The organism is Paenibacillus sp. GCM10027628, from assembly GCF_042676385.1.
Lineage (GTDB): Bacteria > Bacillota > Bacilli > Paenibacillales > NBRC-103111 > Paenibacillus_E.
In genome coordinates this window covers 1,258,797-1,274,525 of record NZ_JBHTHA010000002.1, presented here as the reverse complement: position 1 = coordinate 1,274,525, position 15,729 = coordinate 1,258,797, and the positions used below count along the sequence as shown (strand labels likewise).

General features: G+C 48.5%; 14 protein-coding genes and 1 pseudogene. 14 read left to right on the top strand and 1 reads right to left on the bottom strand.

All coding sequences use genetic code 11. The features are described from left to right. Positions 1-16 precede the first annotated feature (16 nt). The 14 genes and pseudogenes from ACFQZT_RS06360 to ACFQZT_RS06295 all read left to right on the top strand — a co-directional run bounded on the left by ACFQZT_RS06360 (position 17) and on the right by ACFQZT_RS06295 (position 13,023). Positions 17-877: a sugar phosphate isomerase/epimerase family protein gene (locus ACFQZT_RS06360; protein ID WP_379297664.1), complete on the top strand. Its 861-nt coding sequence runs from the start codon at positions 17-19 to the stop codon at positions 875-877. Positions 878-896: 19 nt separating this feature from the next. Beyond that, positions 897-2,831 carry a 3D-(3,5/4)-trihydroxycyclohexane-1,2-dione acylhydrolase (decyclizing) gene (iolD, locus tag ACFQZT_RS06355; RefSeq protein WP_379297662.1) on the top strand — a complete coding sequence of 645 codons (1,935 nt, stop codon included), beginning with the start codon at positions 897-899 and terminating at the stop codon, positions 2,829-2,831. 27 nt (positions 2,832-2,858) lie between these two features. Then, entirely contained in the window at positions 2,859-3,698 is an 840-nt protein-coding gene (locus tag ACFQZT_RS06350; protein WP_379297660.1) for a sugar phosphate isomerase/epimerase family protein, read from the top strand. A gap of 17 nt (positions 3,699-3,715) precedes the next feature. Beyond that, positions 3,716-4,609, top strand: coding sequence for a myo-inosose-2 dehydratase (gene iolE / locus ACFQZT_RS06345; protein ID WP_379297658.1), 894 nt, complete (start codon positions 3,716-3,718; stop codon positions 4,607-4,609). Positions 4,610-4,658: 49 nt separating this feature from the next. Then, the gene (iolG, locus tag ACFQZT_RS06340) at positions 4,659-5,708 is read left to right on the top strand and encodes a bifunctional inositol 2-dehydrogenase/D-chiro-inositol 1-dehydrogenase (RefSeq protein ID WP_379297656.1); all 1,050 of its coding nucleotides are present in this window, start codon (positions 4,659-4,661) and stop codon (positions 5,706-5,708) included. Continuing rightward, on the top strand, positions 5,705-6,712 hold the full coding sequence (iolC, locus tag ACFQZT_RS06335) for a 5-dehydro-2-deoxygluconokinase (protein WP_379297654.1): 1,008 nt from the start codon (positions 5,705-5,707) through the stop codon (positions 6,710-6,712). Before iolG ends, iolC begins: the two co-directional genes overlap by 4 nt. 17 nt (positions 6,713-6,729) lie before the next feature. Next, positions 6,730-8,175, top strand: a complete 1,446-nt coding sequence (locus tag ACFQZT_RS06330; RefSeq protein ID WP_379297652.1) for a CoA-acylating methylmalonate-semialdehyde dehydrogenase — start codon at positions 6,730-6,732, stop codon at positions 8,173-8,175. Between the two features lie 33 nt (positions 8,176-8,208). Continuing rightward, positions 8,209-9,090 (top strand): class II fructose-1,6-bisphosphate aldolase, encoded by an 882-nt coding sequence (fba, locus tag ACFQZT_RS06325; RefSeq protein WP_379297650.1) that lies wholly within the window; start codon positions 8,209-8,211, stop codon positions 9,088-9,090. 2 nt (positions 9,091-9,092) lie between these two features. Then, positions 9,093-9,914 (top strand): 5-deoxy-glucuronate isomerase, encoded by an 822-nt coding sequence (gene iolB, locus ACFQZT_RS06320; protein WP_379297648.1) that lies wholly within the window; start codon positions 9,093-9,095, stop codon positions 9,912-9,914. A gap of 157 nt (positions 9,915-10,071) precedes the next feature. Next, positions 10,072-10,553 (top strand): annotated as a pseudogene (locus ACFQZT_RS06315) (sigma-70 family RNA polymerase sigma factor); the annotation flags it as partial. A gap of 27 nt (positions 10,554-10,580) precedes the next feature. Further along, positions 10,581-10,841 carry a hypothetical protein gene (locus ACFQZT_RS06310; protein WP_379298000.1) on the top strand — a complete coding sequence of 87 codons (261 nt, stop codon included), beginning with the start codon at positions 10,581-10,583 and terminating at the stop codon, positions 10,839-10,841. 224 nt (positions 10,842-11,065) lie between these two features. Next, complete coding sequence (locus ACFQZT_RS06305) at positions 11,066-11,632, top strand: TetR/AcrR family transcriptional regulator (RefSeq protein WP_379297646.1); 567 nt, start codon at positions 11,066-11,068, stop codon at positions 11,630-11,632. 24 nt (positions 11,633-11,656) lie between these two features. Next, positions 11,657-12,910 (top strand): cytochrome P450, encoded by a 1,254-nt coding sequence (locus ACFQZT_RS06300; RefSeq protein WP_379297644.1) that lies wholly within the window; start codon positions 11,657-11,659, stop codon positions 12,908-12,910. Beyond that, positions 12,856-13,023 (top strand): polysaccharide biosynthesis protein, encoded by a 168-nt coding sequence (locus ACFQZT_RS06295; RefSeq protein WP_379297642.1) that lies wholly within the window; start codon positions 12,856-12,858, stop codon positions 13,021-13,023. Before ACFQZT_RS06300 ends, ACFQZT_RS06295 begins: the two co-directional genes overlap by 55 nt. A 159-nt stretch (positions 13,024-13,182) precedes the next feature. On the opposite strand, the gene ACFQZT_RS06290 is transcribed toward ACFQZT_RS06295, so the two are convergent. Continuing rightward, on the bottom strand, positions 13,183-15,522 hold the full coding sequence (locus ACFQZT_RS06290) for a glycoside hydrolase (protein WP_379297640.1): 2,340 nt from the start codon (positions 15,520-15,522) through the stop codon (positions 13,183-13,185). Positions 15,523-15,729: the final 207 nt, after the last annotated feature.

The following is a 15,729-nucleotide window of genomic DNA, read 5'->3' as shown; positions in this document are numbered from 1 at the left end:
TTGGAGGTTGTTGGAAATGAAAATTGCATTGGATCCCTATATGTATCGGCATCTTCCGATTCCAAAAATGGTAGAAAAGACGGCGGAATTGGGATTCGAATATATGGAACTTTCCCCGCGTGAAGATTTCATGCCTTTTTACAAGTATCCCCGTGTCGATAAGGATCGTATTCGGGAGCTAAAGAACGCGCTCCGCGATACGGGTGTGCAATTGTCCTCGGTGTTGCCGATGCAGCATTGGGCCGGCCCGGAGGATGAGGATCGTGAAGCAGCCGTACGTAACTGGAAGCGCTGCATTGAAATTGCTGTAGAGCTTGGTGTGGAAGTTATGAACTCTGAGTTTACGGGACACAACGATAAGCCATATAAGTGCGAGCAAATGTTTATGCGTTCTATGGAAGAAATTTTACCGATCATCGAACGTGAAGGCATCAAACTTCACATTCAAGCACATCCTTTTGATTTCATTGAGCGCAACGATCAAGCTGTAGATCTGCTGCGCGCATTGGATAAAGACTTCATAGGTTTATTCTATGCAGTACCGCACACCTTTTTCTATGATGAAGGGAAAGGAGATATTTCAGCGATGTTCGACTATGCAGGTCCATTACTCAAGCATATCAACATCGCAGATACGTTTAATCATAAAGCATCTTCTTGTCTGCGTTATGTAGTGAATCCGCCGTGGTCCAATTGTACGGTCCACCAACATATTGATATCGGTAAAGGAGATATCAATTGGGATATGCTTTTCAACAAAATGCGTGAAATCAAGTTTGATGGCATCGTAACCCTTGCCGTATTCGGCGAGGAAGAAAGAGCGGATGAATCTTGCCGCTATAACCTCAATCGAATTCATAATGAATTGCTTCGATAAGCAGGATGGGTGGAGAGAGATGATAACAGTTCGTTTAACGACTGCGCAAGCACTGGTCCGATTTTTAAATCAGCAATATGTGGAGTTCGACGGAAAAGAACAGAAATTCGTAAAAGGGATATTCGCTATCTTCGGACATGGCAACGTGCTTGGAATCGGGCAAGCGTTGGAAGAAGATCCTGGACATCTTGAAGTATATCAGGGGCGAAATGAGCAAGGAATGGCGCAGGCCGCTGTTGCTTTCGGCAAACAAAAGCATCGGAGACAAATTATGGCCTGTACTTCATCCGTGGGACCGGGAGCGGCCAATATGGTAACCGCCGCTGCAACGGCTTCTGCTAACCATATTCCGGTCTTGCTTCTGCCAAGCGATACGTTTGCCTCCAGGCAGCCGGATCCTGTACTGCAGCAGGTGGAGCATGTTCATGATTTTACTTTGACTACTAACGACGCATTTCGCGCAGTCAGCAAATACTGGGATCGGGTCAACCGCCCAGAACAGTTAATGACGGCTATGATTCATGCGATGCGCGTTCTTACCGATCCGGCTGATACCGGAGCAGTCACAATTTGCCTGCCTCAAGATGTGCAAGGGGAAGCTTATGATTATCCCGAATATTTTTTTAAAAAGCGAGTTCACCGGATTGATCGGCGCATTCCGACTCCCGCGGAGATAAGCGATGCGGTGCAATTGATACAAAGAAAGAAAAAGCCGATCCTGATCTGCGGCGGCGGCGTTCGGTATTCAGAGGCAGCAGATTCTCTGAAAAGATTTTCCGAGCAGTTCCATATTCCTTATGGGGAAACGCAAGCCGGCAAAAGTGCGGTCGAAAGCTCCCATCCGTACAATGTTGGGGGTATTGGAATTACCGGCAACATGGCTGCAAACGTTCTAGCTAAAGATGCGGATTTGGTCATTGGGATCGGTACGCGTTATTCCGATTTCACCACCTCCTCGAAGCAGCTGTTTCAGAATCCCGAAGTAGAGTTTTTGTCCATCAACGTTTCCGAATATCATGCCTTCAAATTGGATTCCGTTAAGGTCGTAGCGGATGCGAAGTTAGCTCTTGAAGCTTTGGAGAAACAATTATCAGACGCAGGTTACGCCTCGGGCTATTCCAGCGAGATCGAATCTCTAAAAGCGGCATGGAAAGCGGAATTGAATAGATTAAGCGGAATTCGTTTCTTTGCCTCAGGATTTAAGCCGGAAATTCCAGGTCAACTGGATGAAGTGCTGCCTGAATTTGCGGACGCTTTTCAATCCACGCTTACGCAAACCGAAGTTGTCGCTATGGTGAACCAGCTTATCGCTGATGATTCGATTATTATTGCGGCGGCGGGAAGTCTTCCCGGGGACCTGCAAAGAATGTGGGAATCCCGTAGTCCCAATACCTATCATTTGGAATACGGATATTCTTGCATGGGGTACGAGGTCTCCGGATCACTTGGCATTAAACTGGCCGAGCCGGAGAAGGAAGTCTACGCCATGGTTGGCGACGGAAGCTACCTTATGCTGCATTCCGAGCTGGTAACCAGCATTCAAGAAGGTAAGAAAATCAATGTTGTCCTGTTCGATAATGCGTCAAACGGATGCATCAACAATTTGCAAATGGAGAATGGCATGGGAAGCTACGGTACGGAATTCCGTTATCGCAACCCTCAGACGAATCAACTCGACGGCAACCTGATTCCAATCGATTTTGCGCAAAGCGCAGCCGGATACGGAGTGAAAACGTATAAGGTCCGTAACTCGGAACAATTGCGGGAAGCGATTGAAGATTCGAAAAAACAGACCGTCTCTACCCTTATCGACATTAAAGTGTTGCCGAAGACGATGACGAACGGTTATGAGTCGTGGTGGCATGTAGGCATCCCGGCCGTATCGAATAACGAGAGCATACAAGAGGCCTTTCAACTGAAGGAGAGCAAGCTGAAAACGGCCAGACATTATTGAGTAATCGATTAACTTGGAGGAATCCCGATGAAAATTGCGTTTAATCAAGCCACTACTCTGCAAAATTCTACACTTGAGAATGACTTGGAGCTGTGCGAAAAGAATGGCTACGATTTGATAGAAATTCGCTTTGATAAGCTTAGGGAATATTTGCAGCAGCATACGGTTGAAGATTTAAAACAATTCTTCGACCACAATCGAATCAAGCCGTTTGCTTTCAATGCGTTGGTATTCATTAATTATCGGGATCAAGAAGGCTTTCAGGAAATCAAGGATGAACTGCTCTTCGCCTGCCAAATTGGGGAGATCATTAATTGCAAAACGGTGATTGCCGTTCCGAACTTGGATATCGGCGATTATACGATAACTCAAATTCAGGAAGAAACAGTCAGAGCGCTGCGGGAGTTGTCAGACATTGCGCAGCCCTATGGTGTCAAGCTGGCACTGGAATTTATCGGCTACCCGAATTGCTCGGTCAATACCTTTGGTCAGGCCTATGAGATCATCCAAGAAACGAATAGAGATAATGTCGGGATTGTCCTTGATTGCTTCCATTTCCATGCTATGGGCTCGAGAATCGAGGATTTGAAAGGTGCCGATGCGTCGAAAATCTTTGTATTCCATATCGACGACTGTGAGGATCTGCCTATTGGGGCTTTAAGAGATCATCATCGTGTCTGGCCCGGGGACGGCGGAGTTAACCTGGATGAGATTATGAGTACTTTGGCGGAGATCGGTTACCGCGAAATGGTGTCTATCGAATTGTTTAGACCGGAATATTGGGAATGGGATGCAGCGAGAACGATTCAGGTGGGTAAAGAAAAAACAGAAGCGGCAATTCGAAATTTTTTTGCAGTCAATAAATAAGGATTGAGGCGGGGTATATGTTCCGGAAAGATAAGATTAAATTGGGGATTGCGCCGATCGCTTGGACAAACGACGATTTGCCGGAGCTCGGGAGGGAAAACAGCTTCGAGCAATGCATCAGCGAAATGGCTCTTGCCGGATTTGCGGGAAGCGAGGTCGGAAACAAATATCCACGTGATCCTGTGACGTTACAACATGTTCTTGCTGTACGCAATCTGGAGATCGCCAGTGCCTGGTTCAGTTCCTATTTAACGACAAAGCCGCTTCAGGAGACGGTTGACGCTTTTGTCCAGCATCGGGACTTTCTTTACGAGATGGGCGCCAAGGTCATTGTCGTCTCGGAACAAGGCCACAGTATCCAAGGGTTGGACATACCGTTATTTGCGAATAAACCCGTATTTAGCGATAACGATTGGCAGACACTCGCCTCCGGATTGAACCGGTTGGGGGAATTGGCCAAAGACAAGAATATGACTGTCGTGTACCACCATCATATGGGAACCGGAGTCCAAACGGCCGTGGAAATCGACAAGCTCATGGCAATGACCGATCCGGATCGCGTTTCTTTGCTGTATGATACGGGCCACCTTGTGTTTTCCGGGGAAAATCCTTATGAAGTTCTGGAAACCTATTTGCCGCGAATTAAACACGTACATTTGAAAGACATTCGTGGAGAAGCAGTAGACAAAGTAAAGGCCGATCAACTTAGCTTTCTGCAAGCGGTAAGGGAAGGTGCGTTCACCGTTCCGGGAGACGGCATCATCGATTTCGTTCCGATCTTTGCCAAGCTTGCGGAATATGAGTACGAGGGATGGTTTGTAGTAGAAGCCGAACAGGATCCCGCAAAAGCGAATCCGTTTGAATATGCGCTTAAGGCCCGGCGGTATATCAAAGAGAAGACGGGTCTTTGAATCGAGGTATGGAAACCATGCCGGATGTACATTTGAGGAGGAAACCTACATGGTAGTAAGAATTGGAGTCATCGGCACAGGAGCTATTGGTCAAGATCATATTCGCAGAATTACGAATACGCTAACCGGTGCCGAAATTGTTGCGGTAACGGATGTGAATTCCGATCAGGCAAGGCAAGTCGTACTTAACCAAAAACTTCAAGCCAAAATCTATGATAATGGGCATGATCTGATTCAAAGCCCGGAAGTCGGTGCCGTCATGGTAACTTCATGGGGGCCAACCCATGAGGAATTTGTGCTGGCATCGATTGCAGCTGGGAAGCCGGTGTTTTGCGAAAAGCCGCTTGCTACGACGGCTGAAGGGTGCAAGCGTATTGTCGAAGCTGAAATGAAATTCGGTAAGCCGTTAGTGCAAGTCGGTTATATGCGTCGTTATGATCAAGGGTATCGGGCTCTTAAGAAGGTAATTGACAGCGGAGCAATAGGTGAGCCGCTAATGGTTCACTGTGCGCACCGCAATCCGGCAGTTCCCGATTCCTATACGAGCGACATGGCTATCGTCGATACGTTCATCCATGAGATCGATGTACTTCGTTGGCTGCTTAACGATGACTATGTTTCCGTTCAAATCGTTTCGCCTAGAAAAACAAAACATGCGTCGAACCATTTGCAGGACCCGCTTATCGTGCTGCTGGAAACAGCGAATGGGACTCGCATAGACGGGGAAATATTCGTCAATTGCCAATACGGATACGACATTCAATGCCAGGTCGTAGGGGAAAGAGGAATCGCGAACTTGCCAGATCCTTCCAGCGTGGTTCTGCGAAGCGACGCGAAGCTTTCGACCGAAATTTTAACCGATTGGAAGCAGCGCTTCATCGAAGCCTATGACATTGAGCTGCAGGATTGGATCCTTTCAACGCTGCAAGATGAAGTCAACGGACCGACAGCATGGGATGGATACGTCGCGGCCGTAACTTCCGACTGCTGTCTGCAGGCAAGAGAATCGGGACAAATCGTTAAGATCTCCCTACCGGAACGTCCGGCATTTTATTCTAATAATGGATCGGTAAAGGACAAGGTAGGTGCTCGAAATTGACGTACATATCTTTTCCCGAACACAGAGCTGTGGACTTCACTGCTATCGGCAGACTTTGTATCGACTTGAACGCCAATGAAATCAACCGCCCGATGGAGGAAACGAATACGTTTACGAAATATGTCGGAGGCTCGCCGGCCAACATCACGATCGGCATGTCCCGTTTCGGGCTGAAAACCGCCTTTATCGGCAAAATCGCCGACGATCAAATGGGACGTTTCATTCATAGTTATTTGGAGCGCAACGGCATCGAAACGAGCAACTTGATTACCGATCGGACCGGCGCCGTGACTGGGCTTGCTTTTACCGAAATCAAGAGCCCGACGGATTGCAGCATTTTGATGTACCGCGATAACGTCGCAGACTTGAAGCTGGAGCCCGGCGAAGTGAGCGAGGAGCTGATCTCCCGTTCTAAGACGCTGCTTATCTCAGGTACCGCACTGGCGCAGAGTCCGTCTCGGGAAGCGGTGTTTCAGGCTTTGCATTACGCCAAGAAGCACGGTGCCGTGATCATTTTCGATATCGATTATCGCCCTTATACCTGGATATCGCCGGAGGAAACAGCCGTTTATTACAATCTGGCTGCGGAAAAATGCGACGTCATCATCGGCACCCGAGAAGAGTTCGATATGATGGAGCGGTTCGACCATAATCCGGAGCACAACGACAAAGTGACGGCGACCAAATGGTTCGATCATTCCGCCAAGATCGTCATCATCAAGCACGGCAAGGAAGGCTCGATCGCCTATACGAACGACGGCGCAAGCCACCGCGCCAAGTCGTTCCCGGCTAAAGTCATCAAGACGTTCGGGGCCGGCGATTCATACGCCGCAGGATTTATTTACGGCATTATGCAGGGGTGGACGCTGGAGCGCAGTATGGAGCACGGCAGCGCGGCTGCCTGCATTGTCATCTCCAGCCATAGCTGTTCTGATGCCATGCCTACAGCAAATCAAGTTAGCGACTATATCGATCGCTGCAATCGCGGCGAGTTTACCGTATAAGAGAGGGGTCAGTTCACATGACACAAGTATTGAAAAATTGGATCGGCGGTCAATGGGTGGAAGCGCAAACCGAACGGAATGATCCTGTATATAATCCGGCTACCGAAGAAGTTCTCGCTTACGTTCCGCTTTCAACGAAAGAAGATGTCGGGCAAGCCGTTCAATCCGCCCAAGAAGCGTTCAAAATGTGGAGCCACACACCAGTCCCGCGCCGGGCGCGCGTTATGTTTAAGTACCAGCAGCTGCTGGTGGAGCATTGGGAGGAACTCGCCAAGCTAGTCACGCTGGAAAACGGTAAAAGCTATAACGAAGCTTACGGCGAAGTGCTGCGCGGAATCGAATGCGTCGAGTTTGCGGCGGGCGCACCAACTCTGATGATGGGCAAGCAGCTGCCGGAAATCGCGACGAATCTGGAGTCCGGCATGTTCCGCTATCCGGTAGGCGTGGTCGGCGGGATTACGCCGTTCAACTTCCCGATGATGGTGCCGTGCTGGATGTTCCCGCTTGCAATCGCTTGCGGCAACACGTTCGTCCTGAAGCCTTCGGAACGCACTCCCCTGCTGGCGAACCGCCTGGCGGAGCTGTTCAAAGAAGCCGGTTTGCCTGACGGTGTGTTCAACATCGTTCATGGCGCGCACGACGTGGTCAACGGCATTCTGGAGCATCCGTCCATCATCGCTGTTTCCTTTGTCGGATCCCAGCCGGTGGCCGAATATGTGTACAAGACCGCATCCGCTAACGGCAAGCGCGTGCAGGCGCTCGCAGGGGCGAAGAACCACTCGATCGTCATGCCGGATGCCGACCTTGATTTGACCGTGAAGGAAATTACGAGCGCAGCGTTCGGCTCTGCCGGCGAGCGCTGCATGGCCTGCTCCGTCGTTGTAGCGGTAGGGGATATCGGCGATAAACTCGTGAACAAATTAATGGAGGCCGCCGACAAAATTACGATCGGCAATGGTATGGAGCAGGGTGTTTTCCTTGGACCTGTCATCCGCGGACCCCATAAGGAGCGGACGCTGACCTACATCGAGACCGGCGAGAAGGAAGGGGCGCTGCTTATCCGTGACGGACGCAAGGACGCGGATTCCAGCAGCCAAGGCTATTTTGTCGGGCCAACGTTATTCGATCATGTGCAGTCCGAAATGAAAATTTGGGAAGATGAAATTTTCGCTCCGGTATTATCGATCGTGCGTGTAGCTACACTGGAGGAAGCGATCGAGCTTGCCAACCGTTCGGAATTCGCAAACGGCGCTTGTCTGTTTACGAGAAGCGGAGCAAGCATGCGCCAATTCCGCGAGACGATCGATGCAGGCATGTTGGGCGTTAACCTGGGCGTTCCGGCGCCGATGGCGTTCTTCCCTTTCTCCGGCTGGAAAAAATCGTTCTATGGCGATCTTCATGCGAACGGTACGGACGGTGTGGAGTTCTATACTCGTAAAAAAATGGTCACAACCCGCTGGTGAAGCGGGATTGCGACTACACTCGGAGGCATTCGTATGACGCTTGTATCCATGACCTCGATGCTGCAGAAGGCGCTGGAAGGCCGATATGCCGTCGGGCAGTTTAACTTGAATAACTTGGAGTTCACGCAGGCGATTCTGCAGGCGGCGGAAGCGCAGCAGGCTCCTGTCATCCTCGGAGTCAGCGAAGCTTATATTCCATACATGGGGGGCTTGCCCCTCATTGCCGGAATGGTCAGGTCGCTGATTGAGCATTACGGGATTACCGTTCCAGTCGCGCTTCATCTCGACCACGGCTCTTCGTACGAAGTGTGCATGCGGGCGCTACATGCCGGATTTACGTCGGTGATGATTGACGCCTCGCACCACGATCTGGAACATAACATCGAGGTGACGGCAAGGGTGACGGAAGCTGCGCATGTGCTTGGTGCCTCGGTCGAAGCGGAGCTCGGCCGGATTACCGGCAGGGAAGACGATTTGGTTGTCGACGAAGCGGAAGGAATGTACGCTGTTCCGGATGAATGCGTCAGACTCGTGCGCGAGACGGGGATTGACTGTCTGGCTCCTGCACTCGGTTCGGTTCACGGCCCATACCGGGGCCAACCGAAACTGGGCTTCGAGCGAATGGGCGAAATTCAGAAGCTGACGGGGCTGCCGCTCGTGCTTCACGGTGGCAGCGGCTTGCCGGACGACGAAATATTACGCGCCATATCGCTCGGGACATCCAAAATCAATGTCAACACGGACAATCAAATGGCCTGCACGAAAGCAATACGGGCATATTTAACCGATCATCCAGAAGATTATGACCCCAGAAATTACCTAAATCCGGCTAAAGAAGCAATTATAGAGTCGGTAAAAGCGAAAATGCGATTATTCGGTTGCTCGGGCAAAAATCTGGAAACAAAGGAGGGATGAGCTTGTCGAAACTGATAGTAAGTCCGGATGTGCAGCCGGACAAGGAAGGCAGGATGCTTGCAGTCACGCCTGAATCCGCGGGTTGGAGGTATATCGGCTTCGAAACGGTTCGTTTGAACGAAGGGCAAGTTATTCACAGGGAAACGGACGACAATGAAGTGTGCCTGGTACTTATAAGCGGTAAGGCGTCTGTGAACACTACCTCTGGAAGCTGGATCAATATTGGGGAAAGAATGAATGTATTCGACCGGACGCCGCCATATTCGGTCTATGTGCCCAATGATAATTTTTATGAAATTCGGGCACTGACTGAGCTTGAAGTCGCGATTTGTGCGGCACCGGGTCAAGGCAATCATGCTGCCCGGCTCATTGCTCCGGAGCAGGTGGGTGTAGAAACTCGAGGGTACGGCAACATGGAAAGAAAAATCCACAATATTTTACCGGATACGGAACCGGCGGATAGCTTGCTCGTCGTCGAGGTGTTTACTCCGGGTGGCCATTGGTCGAGTTATCCGCCGCATAAACACGACCGGGACGCGCTTCCTGATGAATCTCTTCTTGAGGAGACGTATTATTACAAGATACAACCAGAGCACGGCTTCGCGGTGCAAAGGGTATATACCGACGACCTTTCGATAAACGAGACGCTGGTTGTGAAGAACGGGGAGGTTGTGCTTGTTCCGCGTGGGTATCATCCTGTTTCAGCTCCTCCCGGCTATGACGTTTATTACTTGAATGTCATGGCAGGGCCTGTGAGAACATGGAAATTCCAAAACGACCCTAATCACGAGTGGTTGATGAAAAATCCTGCATCGGTTAAATAACATATACAAAAACCGCAGGTTGCCTTGGTAGCTTGCGGTTTTTAGTGGTGCATTCGATTTTCTCCGATTCTGAGCATGTCCCGAATGAGACGCGAAGAGCAGCAAAGAATGTTCTAATTTTAGAGTAAGATAACCACTGGTTACATCGGTTCTTGTTCACAACCTCAAAAAATTCGACAATACAGGTGAAGATCTGGAGGATTTGATTAGTATTGGAACCATTGGACTGATTAAAGCGATCGAATCGTTCTCGCCGAACAAAGGGACGAAATTGGCGACATTTGCGGCTCGTTGTATCGAGAACGAGATCCTCATGCACCTGCGTTCGCTGAAGAAAACGCGCAAGGATGTGTCCTTGCACGATCCCATCGGCACGGATAAAGAGGGGAACGAGATTACCTTGATCGACATACTCGGCACGGAAGCCGATGATGTCGTGGATAAAGTGCAGCTGAAGATTGAGAAGTCGAAGATCTATAAGAATTTAGATATATTGGGTGAGCGGGAAAAAGAGGTAGTTGTTGGCAGGTTTGGATTGGAGCTTGGCGGAGAAGAGCGAACGCAGCGGGAGATTGCGAAGGAGCTGGGGATCAGCCGCTCATGAAGCTTTATCATGAGTTTTATAAGGCGAAGCGATAAACATCATTAAAAGAGTATACTCGATCGGTGAATATATTATCGATTGGGTATGTTCTTGCTTATTTTGTTAGTTTCAAGCTTGTTGCAAAACAAGTTCTCCAAATTTATGTCCAAAGCTCTACTAAGTCAGCACTGTATATATCCGATGCAAGTCTCCTGATCACGCCAATGAACAAAGTTCAAACGATCATTGCCGAGGAAGCCAAAGCTTATTTCACAGGACAAAAATCCGCCGATGACGTTGCCAAGCTCATTCAAAACCGAGTGACGACTTATATAAATGAATGATAAAAATGCTTGAAATGGACCGCGCTGTATAGCGCGGTATTTGTGTGTGTCACTTTCACGAAAGGGTACTTAAGTACTGAGGTTACTGGGATGGTAGAGCGATGGTGAATCTAACGAACGTAACGTCTTGTGTGTATTCGACCAAAAACATGTGTTGACATTCCAATAAAACGCATATAACATACGTTATATAACAAATGTATTTTTTATTTGGAGATGTAAATATGCCCCCAAAAGCAGAGATAACTAAGGAAAAGGTATTAGAAGCAGCGTTTGAAATTGTACGGGAAGAAGGACTTGAAGGTCTAACAGCCAGGAGTATAGCGCAAAAACTTAAATGCTCCACTCAACCCATTTATAGCGTATATGGGAATATGGAAGCAGTAAAAGAAGATGTGTATAATTTGGCAGTTGATTTTGCTCTTACCAGCATCAAAAAGTATGAGAATGAGAAAAACGAGCCTGTAATGAACCTGGCGATCGGTTGCCTTCTTTTCGCCAAAAACGAAAAGCAGTTATTCAGAACGATATATCTTTCTGATCTTAGAAAGTATGACAATGACAAGCTTAAAGAAGAAATGTATGCGGCCTTCTTGCGGCTCGATGATCGGTTTAACATGATTGCAGAGAGTAGACTCCAGAAAATGTTTTTGAAACTTACCATCTATTGGATTGGTATTGGCGCGATGATTAACACCAATTCCTTAGAATTGGATATTAATGAGGTTACAGAAATGATTGAAGAAATGTATGACGTCTTAATATTTAATGAAGGTTTAACAAAACAATAAAATTCTATGCAAAGGCGTGTGATCGTGTTGAAAAAGTTACCGCCAGCCTTCGAAAAATCTGACATTGAAGCATGGTTCAGAACTTATTCCAATCGTTTGCACAGTGATCCGATCCCGTTTTATGCTTATTTACTCGAACATGAGCCACTATGTTATTTAGAAGAACCCAGGTTTTGGGTGGCGTCCCGATACGAAGATGTCAACCGGATCTTGAAGGATCCGTTGTTCGTCCGTGAGTACAGGAATGCCGTACCGAAGCACCAACAGCTGGAACTGCCACCTCCATCTAAAGAATGGAACCCGGTCAATGAGCTGCTGGACAATTGGATGCTGTTTCGCGATGCGCCGACTCATACAAGACTGAGAAGGATAGTCAGCCATGCCTTTTTGCCTCAAACGCTGGAAAGGCTCAAGCCGAAAATCCGAGCTATCGCGGGGTATCTTGTCGAACGGATGGACGAAGATCCTCAGCCCGATTTGATCGCTTCGTTCGCTTTTCCTTTGCCAGTAATCGTCATTGCGGAGCTGCTTGGCGTGCCACCAGAAGATCGTGAGCTATTCAAAAATTGGTCGCATACTTTCGCGAGGGTGCTTGAAGGCGGTGACCAACCAGCGGAATTTGCACAACAAGCTAAAAGAGCGGCAGAAGACATTTCCGATTATTTCCGCTGCTTGATTGCGGAAAGAAAGTCCACTCCACGCGAAGACTTGGTCAGTGAACTGGTCACTGCTCAAGAGCAAGCGGACGCGTTGACTGAGCAGGAACTCATAGCAACATGTGTGCTGATGCTCGTCGCCGGCCATGAAACGACCGTAAACTTAATCGGTAATAGCGTTTTCGTGCTGCTAAACCATCCGGAACAGCTTGCACGACTGATCGAATGCCCAGAATTGATCACTTCCGCCGTCGAAGAAGTTTTACGATTTGAAAGCCCTGTCCGGACGACAACACGTATAGCATCTGCCGATTGCGAAATTAGAGGTCAGACGATCCGTCAGGGTCAGACTGTAAGTGTGATGCTTGGAGCAGCCAATCGTGATCCCGCTCAGTTCGAACAGCCGAACCGGTTCGATATCAGGCGCATGCAGAATCGCCATTTGGCATTTGCTTCAGGTTCCCATTTCTGTCTTGGCGCGCCGCTTGCACGCATGGAGGGAGAAATCGCAATGTCTGCGCTTCTGGAACGGTTTCCACAATTACGTCTCGCAGATGACAAGCCAAATTGGCGTCCAAGCATTTTGTTCAGAGGATTAGAGTCGATGTCACTTCTAAACTAACGAAAACGTTTGTTCCTTTATTCAAGCAGCAGCTCGAACAAAAGCAGGATCTTAGCGTTACCGATCCGAGGATGACGCGATTTTTTTGCTTTGTCCATATCGTCAGACTATAGGATGATGGGGAACCTGAAGTTGAGGGACTACTATGACAAGAAAAAAAGTGAGAGCAAGCCCATAAAATAGCTTTGAGTGTTTGCGCCCACAAGTTACACATCACATCTATGCCATGCTAAAGAAAGGCATAGATGATTTTGTTATAGCTCAAAGAGATGTCATTCCTTAGGAAGGAGCTTGGCGTTGGCCGCTGCGTCGAAAATCAGGCGTTGCTTGCCTTCGTATAGGACTGCTGATTTGGCTGGGAAGACTTCGCCATCCACCGTCTCTGCATGATCGGAGAAGTTGGCAACGACTTTTAGATCATCGCCATACTTTGCTCTTTGGACGAGCCTGTCGTCCGTCAATACGGTGAATTGGCTCATCTGCCGAGAAACGGCCTGCTGATGGAAGGGTGACCACACCTTCAGGTAATCGACGATACTTGCTTTGTCTCTTTCCCAAGTCTCGCGATTCAAGTGATACAGAGGCGGAACGTTGTACAATAGCCCGTGAAGCATTCTGTCAGCCTCTTCTCCTTTAATTTTATACGTGCCCCACTCCCAGTGATTCGTCGTAATGATCGAGTCGTTGTAAACAAGTTTGTATAAAGGGAGCGAATACGTCGGGTCGCTATAGACCTTTTCATACAGCGGTCTGATGGGCATTGGTTTGCTGTATCGGTCAGGAATACCGTTCGGAGAATAATAGCCGCCCACGTAATATTGGCTATCTTTATTTTTTCGCATATCAGGGTCTCCCCAGGCGATGACCGGGCTCTCAATTCCATGAGCAAAGGCGATCACGCCGCTGGCGTAGTCATTGCCTCCTTCCGAACCTACCACCATCTTCTTTTCCTTAGCGAAATAGCTGAGCCGTTCCATTCGGGCCTTCAGATCCTGTTGCTGTGTCGTAGGATGAGCCGGAGAGTAGTCATCATAAATGTCTCCCGTCGCGTCACAATCCACGAACCAGGAGTTGAAGCCAATTCCATCCTGAAGGATACCCGCCACACGCTCTTCCACGCTCGGCATCGCCAAGGTAGGGTTCAGTTTACGTGCTCTCTGCAGAAATCCGGCGATTTTAGTTCCGTCCTTACGAGTGATCGTCGCATTTTCATATAGAGTAGAGTCGGGGAAGAAAGCTGTGTTCCAAGAGCTGTCCGCTTTTTGTTGTATGGAATGATAAGAATCGTATGGGGCGATGAGATAGCCGACTTGATTTGCTTTGCTTACCATCTGGGGATTCATCAATCCATCTGCCCAATTGGGAAGGCCAATCCAAGCGTTTTTGATACCGGAGCCGCTCATGTCCTTGATTAGGTCCGTCGAATCTGATTGTCCCCACTCAGGCAGTGCAGTTACCGCGTCTTGGAGCACGCTTTTGAGCAACAGCTTATTCAAGTCGTAAAGTTTTTCCTCGCTTGGCTTTTCGATTCCTTGATCGATAAGCCTCTGCGCCTCTTTGCCCGGATTTGGGAAAACGGAAGGGGAATAGAAGCCATTCATCTTCATTCCCTGATTCAATGCATTCAGAATGGCCTTTTTCTGATACTTATCCATATAGTTTTGCTTTGAGATTTGCTGTAGAACCTGCGCGAACTCGCTGCTACCGTCGGCTGTGCCAGAGAGAAGCTGAACCAACCAAGGGCCGAGCGAGCTCGGCAGTAACGTTCGGAGTTTGGGCCAATTTACATCGGTGTCCGTAAGAATAGACTCACTCCACAGATAGATCTGAGGGGCCCCATACAGCTTTCGGATATTCGGGTTGTCTTTAGCTTTTTCCTCCAGCGTAACGTAGTTCCCGTTCTCCTTGACATAACTTTTGTAGGGCTGAACGACGTCCTCCGGATCATTACCGGTTACATACAGACGGAAACCGTAGCTTTTGTCTGTATTAATGGAAGGGAAAGCATGTGTAAATTGAAACTGCACAGATTCTGACGTATCGAAATGAACCTCATCGTTGAACTTGTTCGTCACCACGTAGACGATAGAGAATGGATTGGCATGCAAAGCGAAGAAATCCATGGAGAACGATTCGCTCCAGGTGTAGTTCTCATCCTTCAAGAACGTTCGCCAATTCGTGTCTCCAGCCGGAATTACTTTTCCCTCGCCAAGGGGAAGCATGTAGCTGTCTGCTTTTACGGATGGCCATTGGAACTGCTCGGCACCTAAAGAATTCAAGCGAATGTCGAGATAATTGTTCTTCTTAACAATTTTGACGCTAACTTGACCCGGATATGTCCATTGGACCGAATCCTTGTTTTTGATCAAATTGCTTACTGGCGCCTTAGGCAGCGAAACTGAAGCCGGTACACGAATGCCGTCTTTGATAATCGTGAGGGTAAAGGTCTCTGGATCTACTTCGAAATCAAAAGGTTCACCTACAGTTTGTACAGCCGCCTCTGTTTGCTGCGTCATTGTTGTCAATGGTTGAGTCATTGCGCTGTCTCGACAGCCGGTTAAGGCGACGGTTATAAGACTGACAGTGCAAATACAAGCAATTCGTTTGTACATTTGTATTCCTCCAATTTATTTATTGAAACGCAAACTCATTGTAAGGAAGTATTGTTACAGGAATGTGCCAAAACGAAGAGATATCCTAGTGCTTTTAAAAAATAGAGGATTCGACCGGAGACGGTTGCTTTCATATTGGTGTAACAAAAGGATATTATAATGGGATGGGCTTGCACCATTTTGCGACGCCGCTCATAAAGGAGGTAC

What these genes read in the sequence shown, in the direction of transcription:
- ACFQZT_RS06305 (WP_379297646.1), top strand. Translation starts at nt 11,066, where the DNA reads ATGCCCCCAAAAGCAGAGATAACTAAGGAAAAGGTATTAGAAGCAGCG.
- ACFQZT_RS06350 (WP_379297660.1), top strand. Translation starts at nt 2,859, where the DNA reads ATGAAAATTGCGTTTAATCAAGCCACTACTCTGCAAAATTCTACACTT.
- ACFQZT_RS06360 (WP_379297664.1), top strand. Translation starts at nt 17, where the DNA reads ATGAAAATTGCATTGGATCCCTATATGTATCGGCATCTTCCGATTCCA.
- iolD (WP_379297662.1), top strand. Translation starts at nt 897, where the DNA reads ATGATAACAGTTCGTTTAACGACTGCGCAAGCACTGGTCCGATTTTTA.
- iolE (WP_379297658.1), top strand. Translation starts at nt 3,716, where the DNA reads ATGTTCCGGAAAGATAAGATTAAATTGGGGATTGCGCCGATCGCTTGG.
- ACFQZT_RS06290 (WP_379297640.1), bottom strand. Translation starts at nt 15,522, where the DNA reads ATGTACAAACGAATTGCTTGTATTTGCACTGTCAGTCTTATAACCGTC.
- iolG (WP_379297656.1), top strand. Translation starts at nt 4,659, where the DNA reads ATGGTAGTAAGAATTGGAGTCATCGGCACAGGAGCTATTGGTCAAGAT.
- ACFQZT_RS06330 (WP_379297652.1), top strand. Translation starts at nt 6,730, where the DNA reads ATGACACAAGTATTGAAAAATTGGATCGGCGGTCAATGGGTGGAAGCG.
- fba (WP_379297650.1), top strand. Translation starts at nt 8,209, where the DNA reads ATGACGCTTGTATCCATGACCTCGATGCTGCAGAAGGCGCTGGAAGGC.